The following is an 18,845-nucleotide window of genomic DNA, read 5'->3' as shown; positions in this document are numbered from 1 at the left end:
ATCAATTTCTCAATACGACTAATCCGACTGTTAGTAAAGCATACGCCATCATAGCGACCGTGTCACGTGACAACCACTCGAGTTGACGGTATTTCGTCCGTCCTTCGCCGCCTTTATACCCTCTGGCTTCCATGGCCGTAGCCAATTCTTCCGCCCGATTAAAGGAGCTGACGAATAATGGGATCAAAATGGGAACGATGGCTTTCATTTGTTGGAAAATATTGCCTTCTCCAAAATCGACTCCCCGAGCACGTTGCGCGTTCATGATTTTTTCTGTTTCATCCATCAATGTTGGCACAAAGCGTAAGGCAATCGACAACATCAAGGCAATTTCATAGACCGGTACTTTAACCACTTTCAAAGGGCGCATCAAGTATTCGATCGCATCCGTTAACGATAATGGCATAGTGGTCAATGTCAGCAAGGTTGACATGAAGATGATCAAAACAAACCGACAAAAAATGAAGACCCCGTTCAGCAAGCCTTCTTGGGAGACGATGATTGGACCCCAATCAAAGTAAACCGTACTTCCTCCCGTAAAGAGCACTTGCAAGACAACCGTAAAGAGAATCAGCCAGATCAGTGGCTTGACGCCATTGATAAAGAAACTCAACTTGATCGTCGATGAGCGGATTGCTATTAACGCGAATAGCAATAATAGCAGATACGTTTGCCAATTGTTGGCTAAGAAAATAATTCCGATAAAAATAACGGTGCCTAAGAGTTTGGCCCGAGGATCCAATTTATGGATCCATGAATTTCCCGGGATGTATCGGCCAAAAATCAATTTATCCATCATTTGGCCTCACCTGCTTTTGAATCATCTAGTTGCTGTTTCAAGGCTTTAGCAATTTCATCCGCTAAATCAGCTGTTCTTAATGGCATTTTATTAAAGACAAGACCTGTTCTTTGGCTCAAGAGGCTGCTAAATGAAACAGTGGCAGGAACACCTAATTGCTTCGATTCAAGCCAATCTGCGTCTTTAAACACGTCTTGTGGTGCACCTTCTTTAATGACCGTTCCTTTTTCAAGTACTACCATGTGATCGGCGTAATTCGCCACATCATCCATTTGGTGTGTGACCAAGATGATGGTCAATCCTTGGGTGCGGTATAACCGGTAAAACATATCCATCATTTCTTTTCGTCCTTGCGGATCTAACCCAGCAGTCGGTTCATCTAAGACCAACACTTCAGGTTCCATCGCTAAAACGCCAGCAATAGCCACACGTCTCATTTGGCCGCCAGACAGGTCAAACGGTGAGCGTTCCATGTAAGACGCGTCTAAGCCAACAATTGGCAGCATACGCTTAGCTAACTCAATACCCTCTTCTTCAGTAGCACCAAAGTTTTTTGGCCCAAATGCAATATCCTTCGCTACCGTTTCTTCGAACAATTGCGATTCAGGAAACTGAAAGACGATCCCTACTTTTTTACGGATGCCTTTCAAATTCTTATTGTTTGATTGTGACGTGATGACTCGGTCGCCAATGGTCACTGTTCCTTCACTTGGTTTCATCAGTGCATTCAAATGTTGCAACACAGTTGATTTCCCACTACCCGTATGACCTACTAAGGCCGTGAAGCTGCCTTCTTTGATATGCAAATCAATATCGTAAAGAGCTTTATTTTGGAAAGGTGTGCCTTTTTGGTAAGTATAGCCTACTTTTTCGAAAGTAATGTCCATAGCCAGTCCACCATCCCTTCCTCAGTCAAATAGTCTACTGGGACGTCAATCCCGCGGTCCCGCAAATCACTTTTCAGCTTTTCGGCAAAAGGCAGATCAAGGCCCATTTCGACAAGTTGTTCGCCATAAGAAAAAATTTCTTCAGGCGTTCCTTCTTTTACTAGTTCACCATTTTTCATCACTAATACACGATTGGCATTTGCGGCTTCATCGATATCATGTGTGATCGATATAACGGTTAAGTTCGCTTTTTCTTTGATTTCCTTGACCGTAGCCAACACTTCTTCTCTACCTTGTGGGTCAAGCATACTAGTCGCTTCATCTAAAATAATGATTCGTGGGCGTAAAGCCACCACACCAGCAATAGCTACCCGTTGTTTTTGTCCGCCAGACAAACGAGCCGGTTCTTTTTCCATAAAGTCTTGCATCTTGACTCGTGTAATCGCGCTTTTAACGCGTTCAATCATTTCATCTCTAGGAACACCTTGGTTTTCTAGTCCAAAAGCAACGTCATCTTGCACAGTTGAACCCACAAATTGGTTGTCTGGATTTTGAAAAACCATTCCAACCATCTCACGGATATCCCAAATGTTTTCTTCACTTAAAATAAGCCCACCAACCGTTACTTCACCTTGGCTAGGAGCAACCAACCCATTAATGGTTTTTGCAAGCGTTGATTTACCTGAACCGTTATGACCAATGATTGCGATCCATTCGCCTTCTTCGATTGACAAAGAGACATTACTTAGCGCTGGTCTATCATCAGTTTCATGATACTGATAAGAGATATCTTTTAACGTTATGATTTTATCCATTGAACATTCCTCACGTTCTTTACACTGAAAAAAGAATGCTTTCTCATCCAGTTTTTTTAGCTACAAATTCAATTAAGCCTAACAAAAAATAAGACGCGTTGCAATGAGCTTAAAGATTATCCCTTTTGCTAGCACTTAAATCACTTATTGCATGTATAGTATAACATTACACAGTCTTTTTAGGGGGTGTCATGACATTATTTAATAGAACATTTAAATCTTTACTTTGTTACCATAAAATAGCTTGTAGAAAAGGAAATAGCTCTTCATATTTTTGAAACAGCCAGTAATAAGTATTAGCTAGCTTAACATTTCTGGAGGAATAAGGTTGTTTGTAGCCCTATGTACTATTCAATGAGAATTACAAAACGCTGGCGCTTTAGCGATTACATTTTGTTTGAAGCTCGGAAGCTCGAAGACTTCTTTTTTAGTCTTCGGGCGTTTCAACGGCTCTCAACAAGCAAAACCGTCTATTCCAGAAGAAATACTATTTATCACATAACCTAATTATCTCTCAAATATATCTTTTTATATTAAAAAAGGAAACAAATATATGGACACCCCCACCTATTTGCTTCCTTTCTTAAGACAAAAAAAAATCACTTTCTATTGATGAATTTACCCCTCTTGAATGAGCAATCTCAGTTCAAGAGAAGTTTCGAGCTAGACTTAGGATCAATAAAATCATTGATCCCATCATCATAACACTCTTTACATACATCCAAAAAGTGAAACAAATTGAACTTAACTATTTTTCGTAAGCACTAAATACACGCGGCAACTCGTCATTTTAGCAGCATCTTCAAAATTAAACTAATTCAATAATAACCATTGGTGCAGCATCGCCGCGACGTGGTTGAGTTTTCATGATACGTGTATATCCACCTTGACGCTCAGCGTAACGTGGAGCAACATCGCTAAATAATTTCTGTAAGACTGATTGAACAACGATATCTTCGCCTTCTTCTTTAACAGAAGCGACTTCATTGCGTACGTATTCTGCAGCTTGACGGCGTGCATGTAAATCGCCTTTTTTGCCTAAAGTAATCATCTTTTCAGTTGATTTACGGACTTCTTTAGCGCGAGCTTCAGTTGTTACGATGCGTTCGTTGATGATCAAATCAGAAGTTAAGTCGCGTAGCATTGCTTTACGTTGTGAACTTGTACGTCCTAATTTACGATAACCCATTGTACATTTCCTCCCTTGTTACAGTACTAGTCGTCTTGGCGTAAGTTTAAGTCTAATTCAGCTAACTTAAATTTCACTTCTTCAAGTGATTTACGTCCTAGATTACGTACTTTAATCATTTCAGCTTCAGTTTTATCAGTTAACTCTTGAACAGAATTGATTCCAGCACGTTTCAAACAGTTGTATGAACGTACAGATAAATCAAGCTCTTCAATCGTCATTTCAAGCATTTTTTCTTTATGAGTTTCTTCTTTTTCTACCATGATTTCAGCCTTGCGAGCTTCATCAGTTAGATTTACAAAGACATTCAAATGTTCTGTAAGAATTTTAGCTGCTAGACTTACAGCTTCTTCTGGACTAATCGAACCATCCGCCCAAACATCAAGTGTTAATTTATCAGAAATATTTTTTTGACCCACTCGAGTATTTTCAACTTGATAATTCACGCGACTGACAGGGGTGTAAATTGAATCGATTGGCAATACACCAATAGGCATATCATCTTGTTTATTATGTTCTGCTCTTGCATATCCTCGTCCTGATCTTGCTGTCATGCGTATGTGGAAACGTGCGCCTTCTGCAACTGTACAGATGTACAAATCAGGATTTAAAATTTCAACATCGCTATCATAAATGATATCGGCTGCTGTTACAACAGCTGGACCTTTAACATCGATTTCAATCGTCTTGTCTTCACCAGAATATAGCTTGAGAGCAAGTTTTTTAATATTTAAAATGATTGATGTTACATCTTCAACAACACCATCGACAGTTGAAAATTCATGTAATACACCATCAATTTGAATGGTAGTTACTGCTGCTCCTGGAAGAGAAGACAACAAAATACGACGTAGTGAATTACCTAGCGTTGTACCATAACCGCGTTCAAGTGGTTCTACAACGAATTTACCAAACTTGGCATCATCGCTTATCTCAATCGTTTCAATTCTTGGTTTCTCAATTTCGATCATTCTATCTATACCCCTTTCAAAACGTTAAGTTCATGTTTTTGAGTGCAACCCTACATAAGTGAAGCAGCTCTCAATTAAACACGACGGCGTTTTGGAGGGCGGCATCCATTATGAGGAATTGGAGTTACGTCACGAATTGCTGTAACTTCTAAACCAGTAGCTTGTAAAGAACGGATTGCTGCTTCACGACCAGAACCTGGTCCTTTAACTGCAACTTCAACAGTTTTCATTCCGTTTTCCATACTTACTTTAGCAGCTGCTTCTGCAGCCATTTGTGCTGCAAATGGAGTAGATTTTTTTGATCCGCGGAATCCTAAAGCTCCGGCTGAAGACCATGCAATCGCATTTCCATGTACATCTGTAATCATTACGATAGTATTATTAAAAGTAGAACGAATATGTGCAACTCCGCTTTCTACATTCTTTTTAACACGACGTTTACGTGTAACTTTTTTTGCCATGAGGTTACCTCCTTACTAATGTTTTATTTTTTCTTGCCTGTAATTGATTTAGCTGGGCCTTTACGAGTACGCGCGTTGTTTTTCGTGTTTTGTCCACGAACTGGTAAACCACGGCGATGACGTATACCTCGGTATGATCCGATTTCAATCAATCGTTTGATGTCTTGGCTTACTTCACGACGAAGGTCACCTTCGACTTTTAATTTATCAATTGTCGCACGAATAGCGTCTAATTGATCATTTGATAATTCACGTACACGAATTTCTTCTGATACGTCAGCTTCTTTTAATACTTTTTGAGCTGTGGTTTTACCGATTCCATATATATAAGTTAGAGAAATCACTACACGTTTATCACGCGGAATATCTACACCTGCAATACGAGCCATTAACAATTACACCTCCTGTTTTTTTAAATGATTATCCTTGGCGTTGTTTGTGTTTAGGGTTTTCGCAAATCACCATAACACGTCCTTTACGACGGATAACTTTGCATTTGTCACAAATTTTCTTTACTGATGGTCTTACTTTCATGAACTATACCTCCTATTTTATTGACGGAGTACAATTATTTAAAGCGATAAGTTATGCGACCACGTGATAAATCGTACGGGGACAACTCAACTGTTACTTTGTCTCCTGGTAGGATTCTAATGTAGTGCATTCGGATTTTACCTGAAACGTGAGCCAATACAACATGGCCATTTTCAAGTTCGACTTTAAACATTGCATTCGGCAAAGTTTCAACGACTATTCCTTCAATTTCAATGACATCGTCTTTCGCCACGCCTAGTACCTCCTTAAAATTGTTTCGCATTTACACGCGATAAACAGTGAGCGCACTTAGCCCTCACCTTCTATTTGTTTAATCTTCTTATAATAACACAACATATCAGCATTGAAAAGTCAACACCTCGAATATTGTACCACAAATTAAATATAGTGACAAGTAACCTCGCTCGATTGCTAATCAAACAACTTTAACCTTGAGCAGCTAGTTGGCAGTGACCTATATCAAGAAAATAATGAAGCCATTGTTCCCCTGATCAATTACTTAGTGTCTTCAATTATGTTTTGGACATTTTTGAAAACATCTTTAACATCTTCTTCACCATTTACAGTGTACAACACATTACGTTCTTTATAAAAGTCTAGTAGAGGTTCGGTTAACTCTAAGTTAACACTAATACGATTTTCAACTGTTTCGGGTTTATCATCTTCTCTTTGATAAAATTCATGTCCACCACAACGATCGCATGTACCTTCCACGACTGGTGGTTTATTGATTTTATGATAAGTTGCGCCGCATGAACGACAGATAATCCGTCCAGTTAAACGTTGCATTAAGCTATCTTTGTTGACACTGATGTAAACAACAGCATCTAATTTTTTATTTAGATCTTGTAAAATATCTTCCAAAGCATGCGCTTGGTTAAGCGTTCTTGGAAAGCCATCTAATAAAAATCCTTTTTCAGTATCTGCTTCAGCCAAACGTTCTTTTACAATCCCGTTTGTAACTTCATCAGGCACTAAATCACCTTTGTCCATAAAAGACTTAGCTTCTAATCCTAAGGCAGTTTCATTTTTGATTGCAGCTCGGAACATATCCCCTGTCGAAATGTGTGGCACATGGTATGTGTCAACAATTTGTTCAGCTTGCGTTCCTTTTCCTGCACCAGGAAGACCCATTAAAATGAGATTCATGATTTTCCTCCTTAAATGTAAGAATGAGTGCCGAGGATAATCCCCAACACTTTCTTCTTATTGTATAAAGCCTTGGTAACTTTTTTTAGACATTTGGCCTTCAAGTTGTCTCATAAGTTCTAATGCGACACCAACTACGATAAGTAGGCTGGTACCACCCATAGAAACAGATTGAGGTAAGTTCCAAATGCTCGACGCAAGTATCGGTAGTATAGCAATAACACCTAGATAAACCGCTCCGACTGTACTCAACTGTGATAACGTTGTTGAAATAAAATCTTGAGTGGGTCTTCCAGGGCGCACACTAGGGATATATCCGCCTTGTTTTTGTAAATTCTCAGCAACTTTTTCTGGATTCACTTGAATGAATGCATAGAAATAAGTAAAGACTACAATTAAAACAGTGTAAAGAACTGCTCCGATTGGTTCTTGCAAATTAAATATCTTATTTAGAATGATAAACCATTGTGCATCTGCATTCGAAGCACCAAAGAATCCTAAGATTGTTTGTGGTGTCATAATAAATGAACTTGCAAAAATTACTGGAATAACACCAGCTGAATTTACTTTTAACGGCAAGTGAGTGTCCTGACCTGAGCCAACTGAGCGTTTTGAGTATTGAACAGGAATCTTTCTTCTTGCATTTTCAACATAAACAACTGTTACAACGATTGCCACAAAAGCAATTGCAATCAAGATAGCGAAGAAAATAGCTTGCGCCATTTCGTCTCCGGCATTTCTTATTTGCGAATTGTAAAAGTCACTTAAGTCGGTAGGTACTCGAGCAATGATACCTGAGAAGATAATCATTGAAATTCCGTTTCCAAATCCCTTAACTGTAATTTGTTCACCAAGAAACATAACCAACATTGTTCCGGCAGTTAGCATAATAGCAATCATAAGATACGTAGTTGTACTAGGATTGAGAACCAAACCTTGATCGACTAGAGCATTAAAACCATACGAGATACCGATAGCTTGGACAAAAGCCAAAGCAACCGTTAAGTATCTTGTAACTTGATTTAATTTTCTGCGTCCTACTTCTCCTTGTTTTGCCCATTCAGCTAGCTTAGGAATAATGTCCATTTGCAACAGTTGAACAACAATTGAGGCCGTGATATACGGTGAAACACCTAGTGCAAAAATAGAATAACTGTCTAATGCTCCTCCACCAAATGTATTTAACAAACTGAACAATGAACTATTTGAGGATAGATCTTGTAAAGCAGCCGCATTAACACCTGGAACCGTTATATGAGTTCCAAGTCTAAATACGATTAAAATACCTAACGTGAAGAGAATTCTACTTCGAATGTCCTTTGCTTTAAAGGAATCAATAAGTAGTTTGATCATGATTAGATCACCTCAATTGAACCGCCAGCAGCTTCAATTGCTTCTTTAGCTGCTTGGGAGAATTTGCTTGCTTGAACAGTAAGTTTACGTTCAACTTTACCATTACCCAAAACTTTAATCCCTGATTTTTCAGATTTGACAACTTTTGTTTCAATTAATAATGCTGGAGTTACGATTGTTCCATCTTCGAAACGGTTTAACGCGTCAAGATTCACAACAGCAAATTCTTTACGATTGATATTTGTAAATCCACGTTTTGGTACACGACGGAATAAAGGTGTTTGTCCACCTTCAAATCCTAGACGTACGCCACCACCTGAACGAGAGTTTTGTCCTTTTTGGCCACGACCTGATGTTTTACCGTTACCTGATGAAGTCCCACGTCCAAGGCGATTACGCACTTTACGAGATCCTTCTGCGGGTTGTAATTCATGAAGTTTCATATAGATTAGGCACCTCCTTAAATTAAAGTTTACTTACTTGTTCTCATTCTCATACTTCTTTAACGTCAACTAAATGTGAGATTGTTTTTACCATACCAGTAATAGCTTCATTGGCAGGTTTAACTACAGTGCTGTTGATTTTTCTTAAGCCAAGAGCTTTAACTGTATCTCTTTGGTTTTGAGGACGTCCGATAACGCTACGTCTTAAAGTAATTTCTAAATTAGCCATTTCTTATTGTCCTCCTTATCCTATAATTTCTTCTACAGTTTTTCCGCGAAGTTTTGCAACATCTTCAACGCGTTTTAATTGTAGTAGGCCTTCAACAGTTGCACGAATCATGTTGATTGGTGTACTTGAACCTAAAGATTTGCTTGTTACGTCTGCAACTCCAGCTAATTCCAATACGGCACGTACGGGACCACCAGCAGAAACTCCAGAACCGGCAACAGCAGGTTTAATTAAAATGTTACCGCCACTATAACGACCGATAACTGCGTGAGGAATCGTAGTATCTACCATAGGTACTTCAATAAGATTCTTTCTAGCATCTTCAATTGCTTTGCGGATAGCTTCTGGTACTTCTTGAGCTTTACCAGTACCGAAACCTACGTGTCCATTTCTATCTCCAACAACAACAATAGCAGCAAAACGTAAACGACGTCCACCTTTTACAACTTTAGTTACGCGGTTGATTGAAACGACACGATCTTCTAATTCCAAATGTGTTGGATCGATGTAAACCATGTGTGGTATTCCTCCTTTTTTTAAAATTCTAGTCCATTTTCACGAGCAGCTTCAGCTAAAGCTTGAACACGGCCATGGTAAAGGTATCCACCACGGTCAAAGACTACTTCTTTAATACCTTTTTCTACAGCAACTTTAGCAATAGCTGAACCAACAGCTGATGCTTGAGTTGATTTTGTTTCACCTGAAACTTCTTTGTCTAATGAAGATGCACTTGCTAGCGTTACACCCGCTACGTCATCAATAAGTTGAGCGTAGATGTTTTTATTAGAACGGAACACGTTTAAGCGTGGGCACTCTGCAGTACCAGAAATTTTAGAACGTACACGACCATGTCTTTTCAGACGTAGTTTGTTTTTGTCTGGTTTTGTAATCACAATTGTCACCTCTTTAATTTTATGGTTGATCTTTTAGGCAGCCAGGCGATTATTTACCTGTTTTACCTTCTTTACGACGTACAACTTCGTCAGAATAACGAATTCCTTTACCTTTATAAGGTTCAGGTGGACGTGTAGCACGAATGTTAGCAGCTAAAGCGCCAACTTTCTCTTTGTTCATTCCTTTAACTACTACTTTAGTATTTGCAGGAACTTCAACATTTATTCCTTCTTCTGGAACAAATTCTACAGGATGAGAGTAACCAACGTTTAATACAAGTTTGTTACCTTGTATTTGTGCGCGGTAACCAACACCAACTAATTCTAATGTTTTTTCAAAACCAACAGTTACACCAACAACCATGTTGTTTAAATTAGCACGCATTGTGCCATGTAGTGCACGATTTACTTTCAAGTCGTTTGGACGAGAGAAGTTAATTTCGTTGCCTTCTACATTCATTGTGATAACTGGGCTGAAAGAACGACTCAATTCACCTTTTGGTCCCTTAACGGTAACGATGTCCTCATTACGAGTAACCGTTACGCCTTCAGGGATAGTGATTGTTTTATTACCTATACGGCTCACAGCAATGCACCTCCTTGATTATTCTTACTAATTACCAAACGTAAGCGATTATTTCGCCACCGATATTTTTTGTTCTTGCTTCTTTATCTGTGATAACACCTTCAGAAGTTGATACGATCGCAATACCAAGTCCGTTAAGAACTTTAGGTACTTCGCCAGCTTTAGCGTAAACGCGCAAACCTGGTTTAGAGATACGTTTCAAGCCTGTGATAACGCGTTCGTTATCTTTTCCGTATTTTAAGAAAACGCGGATGATGCCTTGTTTGTCATCTTCCATGTATTCAACGTTTTTAATAAAACCTTCACGTTTCAAAATGTTAGCAATGTCTTTTTTAATTTTTGATGCAGGTGCTTCTAATGATTCGTGACGTGCTTGGTTAGCATTACGTACACGAGTCAAAAAATCTGCAATCGGATCTGTCATGACCATTGAATTTAGCCTCCTTTATGCGAGTATCGTATTACCAGCTTGCTTTTTTCATGCCTGGAATTTGTCCTTTATAGGCAAGTTCACGGACGCAAATACGGCAAAGTTTAAATTTGCGGTAAACTGAGTGTGGGCGTCCACAGCGTTCACAACGAGTATATGCTTGAGTTGAGAATTTAGCAGGACGTTTGTTTTTAGCAATTAGTGATTTTTTAGCCACGTAGTTCGCCTCCTATTATTATTTTTGGAATGGCATTCCAAGTTGTGTTAAAAGTTCACGAGATTCTTCATCTGTATTAGCAGTAGTTACAATAACAATGTCCATTCCACGAGTTTTGTCTACTTTATCGTAGTCAACTTCCGGGAAGATTAATTGTTCTTTAACTCCTAATGTGTAGTTACCTCGTCCATCAAAAGATTTGTTGCTTATTCCGTGGAAATCACGAACACGAGGAAGTGATACAGAAACCAATTTGTCTAAGAAATCGTACATTCTGTCTCCACGTAATGTTACTTTAGTACCAATAGGCATACCTTCACGTAAACGGAAGCCAGCAATTGATTTTTTAGCTTTAGTGATCAAAGGTTTTTGACCAGAAATTACTGTTAATTCTTCAACAGCTTTATCTAAGTTTTTAGCATTTGATACAGCATCACCCACACCCATGTTGATAACGATTTTATTTACTGCAGGTGTTTGCATAACTGATTTGTAACCAAATTTTTCTACTAATGATGGTGTTACTTCTTGAATATACTTTTCTTTAAGGCGGTTCATGAAGTTCATACCTCCTTCCTTATCTATTATTTATCTAAAATTTCACCGGTTTTTTTAGAAATACGGACTTTTTTACCTTCTTCTACTTTAAAGCCAACGCGAGTTGGTTCGCCAGTTGAAGCGTCTATAAGCATGACATTTGAAACGTGTATAGGGGCTTCCATTTCAATGATTCCACCTTGTGGATTCGCTGAGTTAGGTTTTTGATGTTTTTTCATAACATTAACGCCTTCTACGATTACACGATCTTTTTTAGGAAAAGCTTTTAATACAACAGCTTCAGTTCCTTTGTCTTTGCCAGTAATAACTTTTACTTTATCACCTGTTTTAATGTACATGTGTTTCACGCACCTCCTTTGTGGATGGTTAATTATTAAAGAACTTCTGGAGCAAGTGAAACGATCTTCATGAAGTTGTTGTCGCGCAATTCGCGAGCAACTGGTCCAAAGATACGAGTTCCACGTGGGCTCTTATCGTCACGAATGATCACACATGCATTTTCATCAAATTTAATGTATGAACCATCTGCGCGTCGAGCTCCTGATTTAGTACGAACGATAACTGCACGAACGACTTCACCTTTTTTGACAACGCCACCTGGTGTTGCATGTTTTACAGTACAAACAATAACATCACCAATGTTAGCAGTTTTACGGCCTGATCCGCCTAAAACTTTAATAGTTAAGACTTCACGAGCTCCTGAGTTATCTGCAACTCTCAAACGACTTTCTGTTTGGATCACGGTTGTATCCTCCTTCCAGATTGGGAAACTAGGTTATTTGTTGTAAACCTTAAATAGTAACGGCTTCTTCAACAACTTCTATTAAACGGAAATGTTTAGTAGCTGATAACGGACGAGTTTCCATAATTTTTACGATATCGCCAATTTTGGCAGTACTGTTTTCATCATGTGCTTTATATTTTTTAGAATATTTAATACGTTTACCGTAACGGCTGTGTTTCTTTTGAGTTTCAATTACGACAACAATTGTTTTATCCATTTTGTCTGAAACGACACGACCTTGATATACTTTACGTTGGTTACGTTCTTCGCTCATTGTACGGTGACCTCCTTTGCTAATCAACTATTTTTGTAATTCCGCTTGACGTAACGCAGTTTTAATGCGTGCAATCGATTTGCGAACTTCACTTAAGCGAGCAGTGTTTTCTAGTTGGCCAGTAGCTAACTGGAATCTTAGATTGAATAACTCTTCTTTAAATGCTTTTTCTTTTTCAACCATTTCAGCAGTGGTTAACTCTTTAAGTTCATTAGCTTTCATTCGATTCACCACCAATTTCTTTACGTTTAACAATCTTAGTTTTAATAGGTAGTTTATGAGAAGCTAAACGAAGTGCTTCACGAGCTACTTCTTCTGAAACTCCATCAACTTCAAACATGATTTTACCACGTTTTACTGGTGAGACCCAACCTTCAGGTGCTCCTTTACCAGAACCCATACGAACTCCGATTGCTTTAGACGTAAATGATTTATGAGGGAAGATTTTAATCCAAACTTTCCCACCACGTTTCATGTAACGTGTCATTGCAATACGAGATGCTTCAATTTGACGGTTTGTGATCCACTTAGACTCTAAGGCCTGTAAACCCCATTCACCAAAAGTTACTTCTTTCCCACCTTTAGCTTCACCGCGCATTTTACCTCTAAATTCACGACGGAATTTTACACGTTTAGGTACTAACATGACTATTTCCCTCCTTTCTCAATGTTCTTTTTTGCAGGAAGAACTTCTCCACGGTAGATCCAAACTTTAATGCCTAGTTTACCGTAAGTTGTAGCTGCTTCTTCCCATGCGTAGTCGATATCGGCACGCAATGTGTGAAGAGGAACAGTTCCTTCTGAATGGGTTTCGCTACGAGCGATATCTGCACCATTTAAACGGCCAGAAACCATTGTTTTGATTCCTTTAGCTCCAGAACGCATTGTGCGTTGGATAGCTTGTTTTTGAGCACGACGGAAAGCAACACGGCTTTCTAGTTGAGTAGCAATTCCTTCTGCAACTAATTTAGCGTCTAAGTCAGGGCGTTTGATTTCCACGATGTTGATGTGAACTCGTTTGCCTGTTAAATCGTTTAATTTTTTACGTAATGCATCAACTTCAGAACCACCTTTACCAATTACCATTCCTGGTTTAGCAGTGTGTACTGAAACGTTAACACGGTTAGCGGCACGTTCAATTTCAACTTTAGAAACAGAAGCTTCGCTTAGTTTTTTTGCAATGTATTCGCGGATAGCAATATCTTCATGTAAAAAGTTTGCAAAATCTTTTTCTGCATACCATTTAGAATCCCAATCGCGTATAATACCTACACGTAAGCCTGTTGGATTAATTTTTTGACCCACAGATTACCCCTCCTTTTTTTCAGATACCACTACTGTAATGTGGCTTGTGCGTTTCAAGATTGGAGCAGCTGAACCTTTTGCACGTGGACGGAAACGTTTCATCGTTGGTCCTTCGTTAACATAAGCTTCGCTTACTACCAAGTTTTCTACGTCTAAATCGTAGTTATGTTCTGCGTTAGCAATTGCTGACATCAAAACTTTTTCGATTGCTGGTGAAGCACCACGTGGAGTGAATTTCAAAATTGAAATTGCTTCTACGATGCTTTTCCCTCTAATAAGATCGACAACTAAACGAACTTTACGAGCTGCAATGCGAACAGTTTTTGCAGTAGCTTTAGCTTCTGTAATTTGTTCTGCCATATCGAGTTATCCTCCTCTCAAAATTAACGTTTAGTTTTTTTATCATCCGCAGTGTGACCGCGGTATGTTCTTGTTGGTGCAAATTCACCTAATTTGTGTCCGACCATGTCTTCTTGAATATAAACTGGTACATGTTTACGACCATCATAGACTGCGATTGTGTAACCAATGAAACTCGGGAAAATTGTTGAACGACGTGACCAAGTTTTAACGACAGATTTCTTTCCGCTTTCAACTAGTGCATCCATTTTTTTCATTAAGTGTTCATCGACAAAAGGTCCTTTTTTAAGACTACGACCCATGGGTGAACCTCCTTTCATTCCTTAGGAAAGTTGGAAAACCAACTAACCTGATTTTATTTTGTTTTACGACGACGTGTGATAAATTTATTTGATTGAGAATTTTTATTACGTGTTTTATATCCAAGAGCAGGTTTACCCCAAGGAGTCATTGGACCAGCGTGTCCGATTGGAGCTTTACCTTCACCACCACCGTGTGGGTGATCGTTAGGGTTCATTACAGAACCACGAACAGTTGGGCGTTTGCCTAACCAACGAGAACGTCCGGCTTTACCAATATTGATCAATTCATGTTGTTCATTACCAACTGAACCGATTGTTGCACGACAAGTTCCTAAAATCAAACGAACTTCACTTGAATTTAAGCGGATCATTACGTATTTGCCTTCTTTACCTAACACTTGCGCGCTAGTTCCAGCAGAACGAATTAATTGTCCACCTTTTCCAGGTTTCATTTCGATATTATGGATTACAGTACCAGCAGGAATGTTGTCTAACATAAGAGTGTTTCCAACTTTGATATCTGTAGTATCTCCTGAAATGATTTGTTGTCCTACTTGAATTCCTTTAGGTGCAATGATGTAAGTTTTAACACCATCGACATATTGTACTAATGCAATATTAGCTGTACGATTTGGATCGTATTCAATCGTTTTGATGATACCAACGATACCGTCTTTATTACGTTTAAAGTCGATAACACGGTAATTACGTTTATGTCCGCCACCACGGTGACGTACCATGATTTTACCAGCATTATTACGACCGGCTTTTCTTCTGTTTGGTTCTAACAATGTCTTTTCAGGCGTTGTTGAAGTGATTTCTGCGAAATCAGAACCAGTCATATTACGACGGCCGTTTGTGGTTGGTTTATACTTTTTGATTCCCACGTGTTTTCCCTCCCGATGTTTATTTTATAGCTTTAATTAAGCTTCAAATAATTCAATATCTTTTGAATCAGCTGTTAAAGTTACGATTGCTTTACGACGTTTTTTAGTGTATCCAGTATGTTTACCCATACGTTTTAATTTTCCACGTACGTTCATGATGTTTACATTTGAAACTTTTACGTCAAAAATTTCTTCAATCGCTTGTTTTACTTGAGTTTTGTTTGCGCGAACATCCACTTCGAAAGTGAATTTTTTGCTATCTTGAGCAGCCATTGCTGCTTCAGTGATAATTGGGCGCAAGATTACGTCACGTACATCCATTATTGAAGAACCTCCTCTAGCTTAGTTAGAGCAGTTTGTGTAAAAATCAATTTTTCATGCGCTACAACATCTAATACAGTAACGTTATCAAAAGCTACAATTTTAACTCCTGGAAGGTTACGACCAGATAATGTTGCGAAGTCATTGTCGTTTTCTACTACAATAAATGCTTTAGAATCGACATTTAGATTTTTTAACACTTGTGCAAACTCTTTAGTTTTTGGTGCGTCAAAGTTCAATGCGTCAACAACGATTAAATCTCCACTTATTACTTTAGTAGAAAGAACAGATTTGATTGCTAGGCGACGAACTTTTTTTGGAAGTTTGTAGCTGTATGAACGTGGAGTTGGTCCGAAGACAATTCCACCACCGCGCCATTGTGGAGATCTGATTGACCCTTGACGAGCACGACCAGTTCCTTTTTGAGCCCATGGTTTACGTCCACCACCGCGTACTGCACTGCGGTTTTTTACTGAATGATTTCCTTGGCGTAATGAAGCACGTTGCATGATGATTGCATCAAAAACAACGTTTTCGTTTGGTTCGATACCGAAGATAGCGTCGCTTAAAGTTACTTCGCCATTTTGAGTACCATCTTGTTTAAATAAGGCTACGTTTGGCATTCCTTGTTCCTCCTCTCTTAATTTTTATTTAGCTTTTTGAAAAGCTGATTTAATTTGGATTAAGGATTTTTTAGACCCAGGTACATTCCCTTTGATAAGAAGTACATTATTTTCAACGTCAACACGAACAACTTCAAGGTTCTTGATAGTTACGCGGTTTCCGCCCATACGACCTGGTAGTAATGTGCGTTTGAACACACGGTTAGGATCTACAGGACCCATTGACCCTGGACGACGGTGGTGACGGGATCCGTGGGACATTGGTCCACGACTATGTCCGTGGCGTTTGATAACACCTTGGAATCCTTTACCTTTGGTAGTCCCCGTTACATTAACGATGTCTCCAGCTTTGAAAGTATCAACTTTCACTTCTTGTCCTACTTCATATTCACTAAGCTCAACATCGTTAAATTCACGAATGAAGCGCTTAGGAGTAGCATTTGCTTTTGCTACATGACCCATTGCAGGTTTATTTGACAATACTTCACGTTTCTCTTGGTAACCCAATTGAACTGCTTCGTAACCGTCCGTTTCGACTGTTTTAACTTGTAAAACAACGTTTGGAGTTGCTTCGATCACAGTAACTGGGATTAATTCACCTGATTCAGTAAAGACTTGCGTCATTCCTACTTTTTTTCCTAAGATTCCTTTGGTCATGAGTACACCTCCATTATATTATTTTTTTTGGTTAAAATTAAAGCTTGATTTCGATATCTACGCCAGACGGTAAGTCTAGTTTTGTTAAAGCATCAACAGTTTTTGATGTTGGATTAACAATATCAATCACACGTTTGTGTGTAAGCATTTCAAATTGTTCACGAGAATCTTTATATTTGTGAGTCGCACGGATCACTGTATAAAGAGTTCTTTCTGTTGGCAATGGAATTGGACCAGATACACTAGCACCAGTTCTTTTTGCTGTTTCTACAATCTTTTCCGCTGCTTGATCTAAGATACGATGTTCATATGCTTTCAAGCGGATACGAATCTTTTGTTTTGCCATTATTTTTCCCTCCTTCGCCTATTTTTATAAATTAGACATTGCTCCACGAAAATATCCGTCACACTCGCCGTGGCAAAGCGGCCGGGTGTGTCGCAACCTCTCGTTTCATAGCCATTGGGTTTTCTCTTTCGAGTACCCAGTACGATTCCCTGTGAAATCAGCACCTTTTATATTATACAAAAAATAACTCTTTTAATCAAGCCTTTTTTGATTATTCAATAAAATTAAATTATTCTTAGTTGCAAAATAAATTTTTCAGTTTGGTTTTGCTTTTTATTCTTAGCTTTAAAAAAAAGAAAAGCTAAGCTAGGAATATATCAACATTTCCCATCTTAGCGCATTTTATTTTATTTGTCTATTTATTTCTTCTATATGATAAGAAACCTGGTTTTATTGTCTACTCTTATACTTTTATGATCCAACCTTCTGGTGCTTCTATGTCCCCATACTGAATCCCTGTTAATTCATCATATAGTTTTTTCGTAACTGGTCCTGTTTCAGTTTCACTATAAAAAACGTGAAACTCTTCTTTATATTGGATTCCGCCAATTGGTGAAATCACAGCCGCTGTTCCACAAGCTCCAGCTTCTTTAAATTCATCTAATCGATCAATAAAAACTTCTCTTTCAACAACATCCAACCCTAAACGTTCACTCGCAAGATACAGCAATGAGTATTTTGTAATGCTAGGCAATATAGATGGAGATAACGGAGTAACAAATTTATTATCTTCTGTGATTCCAAAGAAATTCGCTGCCCCTACTTCTTCTATTTTCGTATGGGTCGTTGGGTCTAAATAAATGGCGTCACTAAAATTACGTTTATGCGCTTCTGCCCCTGGAAGTAAACTACCCCCATAATTTCCGCCAACTTTTGCTGCACCCGTTCCGTTACCTGCTGCTCTATCATAATCAGAAACGACAAAGTTTGATGGAGTCAATCCACCCTTAAAGTAAGCTCCTACTGGCATACAAAAAATAGAAAATAAATATTCTTCTGCCGGCTTCACTCCTATATTATCGCCGATCCCAATCATATAGGGGCGAAGATATAATGAACCTCCTGTGCCATATGGTGGAATGTATTTTTCGTTTGCTTTTACAACTTTTCTTACTGCTTCGATAAATACGTCAGTAGGTATGGTTGGCATCATTAAACGCCTACAGCTACGTTGCATGCGTTCAGCATTTTGATCTGCTCTAAATAAATTGATTGAACCATCTTTTGTTCGATAAGCTTTCATGCCTTCAAAAACTGTTTGCCCATAGTGTAATGCTGTTGATCCTTCACTGATATGCACTTGATTATCCTCAGATAACGTTCCTTCATCCCAACTTCCAGCTTTCCAATAAGAAATGTAGCGTTGATCTGTTTTAATATAGTTGAAACCTAAATTTTTCCAATCGATATCTACTGTATTCATCATTTTTTTCACTCCTTATAACTATTGC

At 38.6% G+C, this 18,845-nt stretch carries 33 protein-coding genes; all 33 read right to left on the bottom strand.

Going from position 1 to position 18,845, the window contains the following annotated elements:
- Window position 1 precedes the first annotated feature (1 nt).
- Entirely contained in the window at window positions 2–799 is a 798-nt protein-coding gene (locus BP17_RS00405; RefSeq protein WP_035050903.1) for an energy-coupling factor transporter transmembrane component T family protein, read from the bottom strand.
- The gene (locus tag BP17_RS00400; protein WP_035050902.1) at window positions 796–1,686 is read right to left on the bottom strand and encodes an energy-coupling factor ABC transporter ATP-binding protein; all 891 of its coding nucleotides are present in this window, start codon (window positions 1,684–1,686) and stop codon (window positions 796–798) included. The genes BP17_RS00405 and BP17_RS00400 overlap by 4 nt, the downstream gene beginning before the upstream one ends.
- A complete protein-coding gene (locus tag BP17_RS00395; RefSeq protein ID WP_035050901.1) occupies window positions 1,662–2,501 on the bottom strand; it encodes an energy-coupling factor ABC transporter ATP-binding protein in 840 nt (279 codons plus the stop codon). Before BP17_RS00395 ends, BP17_RS00400 begins: the two co-directional genes overlap by 25 nt.
- Before the next feature lie 808 nt (window positions 2,502–3,309).
- Complete coding sequence (rplQ, locus tag BP17_RS00390; protein WP_034546895.1) at window positions 3,310–3,690, bottom strand: 50S ribosomal protein L17; 381 nt, start codon at window positions 3,688–3,690, stop codon at window positions 3,310–3,312.
- Between the two features lie 26 nt (window positions 3,691–3,716).
- Window positions 3,717–4,661, bottom strand: coding sequence for a DNA-directed RNA polymerase subunit alpha (locus BP17_RS00385; RefSeq protein WP_035050900.1), 945 nt, complete (start codon window positions 4,659–4,661; stop codon window positions 3,717–3,719).
- A gap of 74 nt (window positions 4,662–4,735) precedes the next feature.
- The gene (gene rpsK, locus BP17_RS00380; protein ID WP_034546899.1) at window positions 4,736–5,122 is read right to left on the bottom strand and encodes a 30S ribosomal protein S11; all 387 of its coding nucleotides are present in this window, start codon (window positions 5,120–5,122) and stop codon (window positions 4,736–4,738) included.
- 23 nt (window positions 5,123–5,145) lie between these two features.
- Entirely contained in the window at window positions 5,146–5,511 is a 366-nt protein-coding gene (gene rpsM / locus BP17_RS00375; protein WP_035050899.1) for a 30S ribosomal protein S13, read from the bottom strand.
- Window positions 5,512–5,542: 31 nt separating this feature from the next.
- The gene (rpmJ, locus tag BP17_RS00370; RefSeq protein ID WP_007722194.1) at window positions 5,543–5,656 is read right to left on the bottom strand and encodes a 50S ribosomal protein L36; all 114 of its coding nucleotides are present in this window, start codon (window positions 5,654–5,656) and stop codon (window positions 5,543–5,545) included.
- A 34-nt stretch (window positions 5,657–5,690) separates the two neighbouring features.
- The gene (gene infA, locus BP17_RS00365) at window positions 5,691–5,909 is read right to left on the bottom strand and encodes a translation initiation factor IF-1 (RefSeq protein ID WP_034546903.1); all 219 of its coding nucleotides are present in this window, start codon (window positions 5,907–5,909) and stop codon (window positions 5,691–5,693) included.
- A 263-nt stretch (window positions 5,910–6,172) separates the two neighbouring features.
- Window positions 6,173–6,826 carry an adenylate kinase gene (locus tag BP17_RS00360; protein WP_035050897.1) on the bottom strand — a complete coding sequence of 218 codons (654 nt, stop codon included), beginning with the start codon at window positions 6,824–6,826 and terminating at the stop codon, window positions 6,173–6,175.
- Window positions 6,827–6,883: 57 nt separating this feature from the next.
- Entirely contained in the window at window positions 6,884–8,179 is a 1,296-nt protein-coding gene (gene secY / locus BP17_RS00355; protein ID WP_035050896.1) for a preprotein translocase subunit SecY, read from the bottom strand.
- Between the two features lie 2 nt (window positions 8,180–8,181).
- On the bottom strand, window positions 8,182–8,622 hold the full coding sequence (rplO, locus tag BP17_RS00350) for a 50S ribosomal protein L15 (RefSeq protein WP_035050895.1): 441 nt from the start codon (window positions 8,620–8,622) through the stop codon (window positions 8,182–8,184).
- A gap of 49 nt (window positions 8,623–8,671) precedes the next feature.
- A complete protein-coding gene (gene rpmD / locus BP17_RS00345) occupies window positions 8,672–8,851 on the bottom strand; it encodes a 50S ribosomal protein L30 (protein ID WP_035050894.1) in 180 nt (59 codons plus the stop codon).
- A 15-nt stretch (window positions 8,852–8,866) separates the two neighbouring features.
- The gene (gene rpsE / locus BP17_RS00340) at window positions 8,867–9,367 is read right to left on the bottom strand and encodes a 30S ribosomal protein S5 (RefSeq protein ID WP_035050893.1); all 501 of its coding nucleotides are present in this window, start codon (window positions 9,365–9,367) and stop codon (window positions 8,867–8,869) included.
- A 20-nt stretch (window positions 9,368–9,387) separates the two neighbouring features.
- The gene (rplR, locus tag BP17_RS00335; RefSeq protein WP_084676202.1) at window positions 9,388–9,744 is read right to left on the bottom strand and encodes a 50S ribosomal protein L18; all 357 of its coding nucleotides are present in this window, start codon (window positions 9,742–9,744) and stop codon (window positions 9,388–9,390) included.
- A 49-nt stretch (window positions 9,745–9,793) separates the two neighbouring features.
- Entirely contained in the window at window positions 9,794–10,330 is a 537-nt protein-coding gene (rplF, locus tag BP17_RS00330; protein ID WP_035050890.1) for a 50S ribosomal protein L6, read from the bottom strand.
- Between the two features lie 31 nt (window positions 10,331–10,361).
- The gene (gene rpsH / locus BP17_RS00325; protein WP_034546918.1) at window positions 10,362–10,760 is read right to left on the bottom strand and encodes a 30S ribosomal protein S8; all 399 of its coding nucleotides are present in this window, start codon (window positions 10,758–10,760) and stop codon (window positions 10,362–10,364) included.
- Between the two features lie 31 nt (window positions 10,761–10,791).
- On the bottom strand, window positions 10,792–10,977 hold the full coding sequence (locus BP17_RS00320) for a type Z 30S ribosomal protein S14 (RefSeq protein ID WP_007725695.1): 186 nt from the start codon (window positions 10,975–10,977) through the stop codon (window positions 10,792–10,794).
- An 18-nt stretch (window positions 10,978–10,995) separates the two neighbouring features.
- Window positions 10,996–11,535, bottom strand: a complete 540-nt coding sequence (gene rplE, locus BP17_RS00315; RefSeq protein WP_035050888.1) for a 50S ribosomal protein L5 — start codon at window positions 11,533–11,535, stop codon at window positions 10,996–10,998.
- Between the two features lie 26 nt (window positions 11,536–11,561).
- On the bottom strand, window positions 11,562–11,873 hold the full coding sequence (rplX, locus tag BP17_RS00310) for a 50S ribosomal protein L24 (protein ID WP_035050886.1): 312 nt from the start codon (window positions 11,871–11,873) through the stop codon (window positions 11,562–11,564).
- A 35-nt stretch (window positions 11,874–11,908) separates the two neighbouring features.
- On the bottom strand, window positions 11,909–12,277 hold the full coding sequence (gene rplN / locus BP17_RS00305; protein WP_034546924.1) for a 50S ribosomal protein L14: 369 nt from the start codon (window positions 12,275–12,277) through the stop codon (window positions 11,909–11,911).
- A gap of 49 nt (window positions 12,278–12,326) precedes the next feature.
- Window positions 12,327–12,593, bottom strand: coding sequence for a 30S ribosomal protein S17 (rpsQ, locus tag BP17_RS00300; RefSeq protein WP_035050885.1), 267 nt, complete (start codon window positions 12,591–12,593; stop codon window positions 12,327–12,329).
- Between the two features lie 27 nt (window positions 12,594–12,620).
- Window positions 12,621–12,815, bottom strand: a complete 195-nt coding sequence (gene rpmC / locus BP17_RS00295; protein WP_013712026.1) for a 50S ribosomal protein L29 — start codon at window positions 12,813–12,815, stop codon at window positions 12,621–12,623.
- Complete coding sequence (rplP, locus tag BP17_RS00290; RefSeq protein ID WP_035050884.1) at window positions 12,805–13,239, bottom strand: 50S ribosomal protein L16; 435 nt, start codon at window positions 13,237–13,239, stop codon at window positions 12,805–12,807. The genes rpmC and rplP overlap by 11 nt, the downstream gene beginning before the upstream one ends.
- 2 nt (window positions 13,240–13,241) lie before the next feature.
- A complete protein-coding gene (gene rpsC / locus BP17_RS00285; RefSeq protein WP_035050883.1) occupies window positions 13,242–13,898 on the bottom strand; it encodes a 30S ribosomal protein S3 in 657 nt (218 codons plus the stop codon).
- A 3-nt stretch (window positions 13,899–13,901) separates the two neighbouring features.
- Window positions 13,902–14,258: a 50S ribosomal protein L22 gene (gene rplV / locus BP17_RS00280; protein WP_035050882.1), complete on the bottom strand. Its 357-nt coding sequence runs from the start codon at window positions 14,256–14,258 to the stop codon at window positions 13,902–13,904.
- Between the two features lie 23 nt (window positions 14,259–14,281).
- A complete protein-coding gene (rpsS, locus tag BP17_RS00275) occupies window positions 14,282–14,560 on the bottom strand; it encodes a 30S ribosomal protein S19 (protein WP_035050881.1) in 279 nt (92 codons plus the stop codon).
- 53 nt (window positions 14,561–14,613) lie between these two features.
- Window positions 14,614–15,447: a 50S ribosomal protein L2 gene (rplB, locus tag BP17_RS00270; protein ID WP_035050879.1), complete on the bottom strand. Its 834-nt coding sequence runs from the start codon at window positions 15,445–15,447 to the stop codon at window positions 14,614–14,616.
- A 36-nt stretch (window positions 15,448–15,483) separates the two neighbouring features.
- Window positions 15,484–15,768 (bottom strand): 50S ribosomal protein L23, encoded by a 285-nt coding sequence (gene rplW, locus BP17_RS00265; RefSeq protein WP_035050878.1) that lies wholly within the window; start codon window positions 15,766–15,768, stop codon window positions 15,484–15,486.
- Window positions 15,768–16,391: a 50S ribosomal protein L4 gene (rplD, locus tag BP17_RS00260; RefSeq protein ID WP_035050877.1), complete on the bottom strand. Its 624-nt coding sequence runs from the start codon at window positions 16,389–16,391 to the stop codon at window positions 15,768–15,770. The genes rplW and rplD overlap by 1 nt, the downstream gene beginning before the upstream one ends.
- Window positions 16,392–16,415: 24 nt before the next feature.
- Window positions 16,416–17,048 carry a 50S ribosomal protein L3 gene (gene rplC / locus BP17_RS00255; protein ID WP_034546936.1) on the bottom strand — a complete coding sequence of 211 codons (633 nt, stop codon included), beginning with the start codon at window positions 17,046–17,048 and terminating at the stop codon, window positions 16,416–16,418.
- A 37-nt stretch (window positions 17,049–17,085) separates the two neighbouring features.
- Complete coding sequence (gene rpsJ / locus BP17_RS00250) at window positions 17,086–17,394, bottom strand: 30S ribosomal protein S10 (RefSeq protein ID WP_034546937.1); 309 nt, start codon at window positions 17,392–17,394, stop codon at window positions 17,086–17,088.
- Between the two features lie 403 nt (window positions 17,395–17,797).
- Window positions 17,798–18,820 carry a branched-chain amino acid aminotransferase gene (locus tag BP17_RS00245; protein ID WP_198022491.1) on the bottom strand — a complete coding sequence of 341 codons (1,023 nt, stop codon included), beginning with the start codon at window positions 18,818–18,820 and terminating at the stop codon, window positions 17,798–17,800.
- Window positions 18,821–18,845 lie beyond the last annotated feature (25 nt).

It is taken from the genome of Carnobacterium pleistocenium FTR1 (assembly GCF_000744285.1).
Classification (GTDB): Bacteria; Bacillota; Bacilli; order Lactobacillales; family Carnobacteriaceae; genus Carnobacterium_B; species Carnobacterium_B pleistocenium.
The sequence above is the reverse complement of the archived record's forward strand: the minus strand, read 5'-3'. Positions and strand labels throughout refer to the sequence as shown.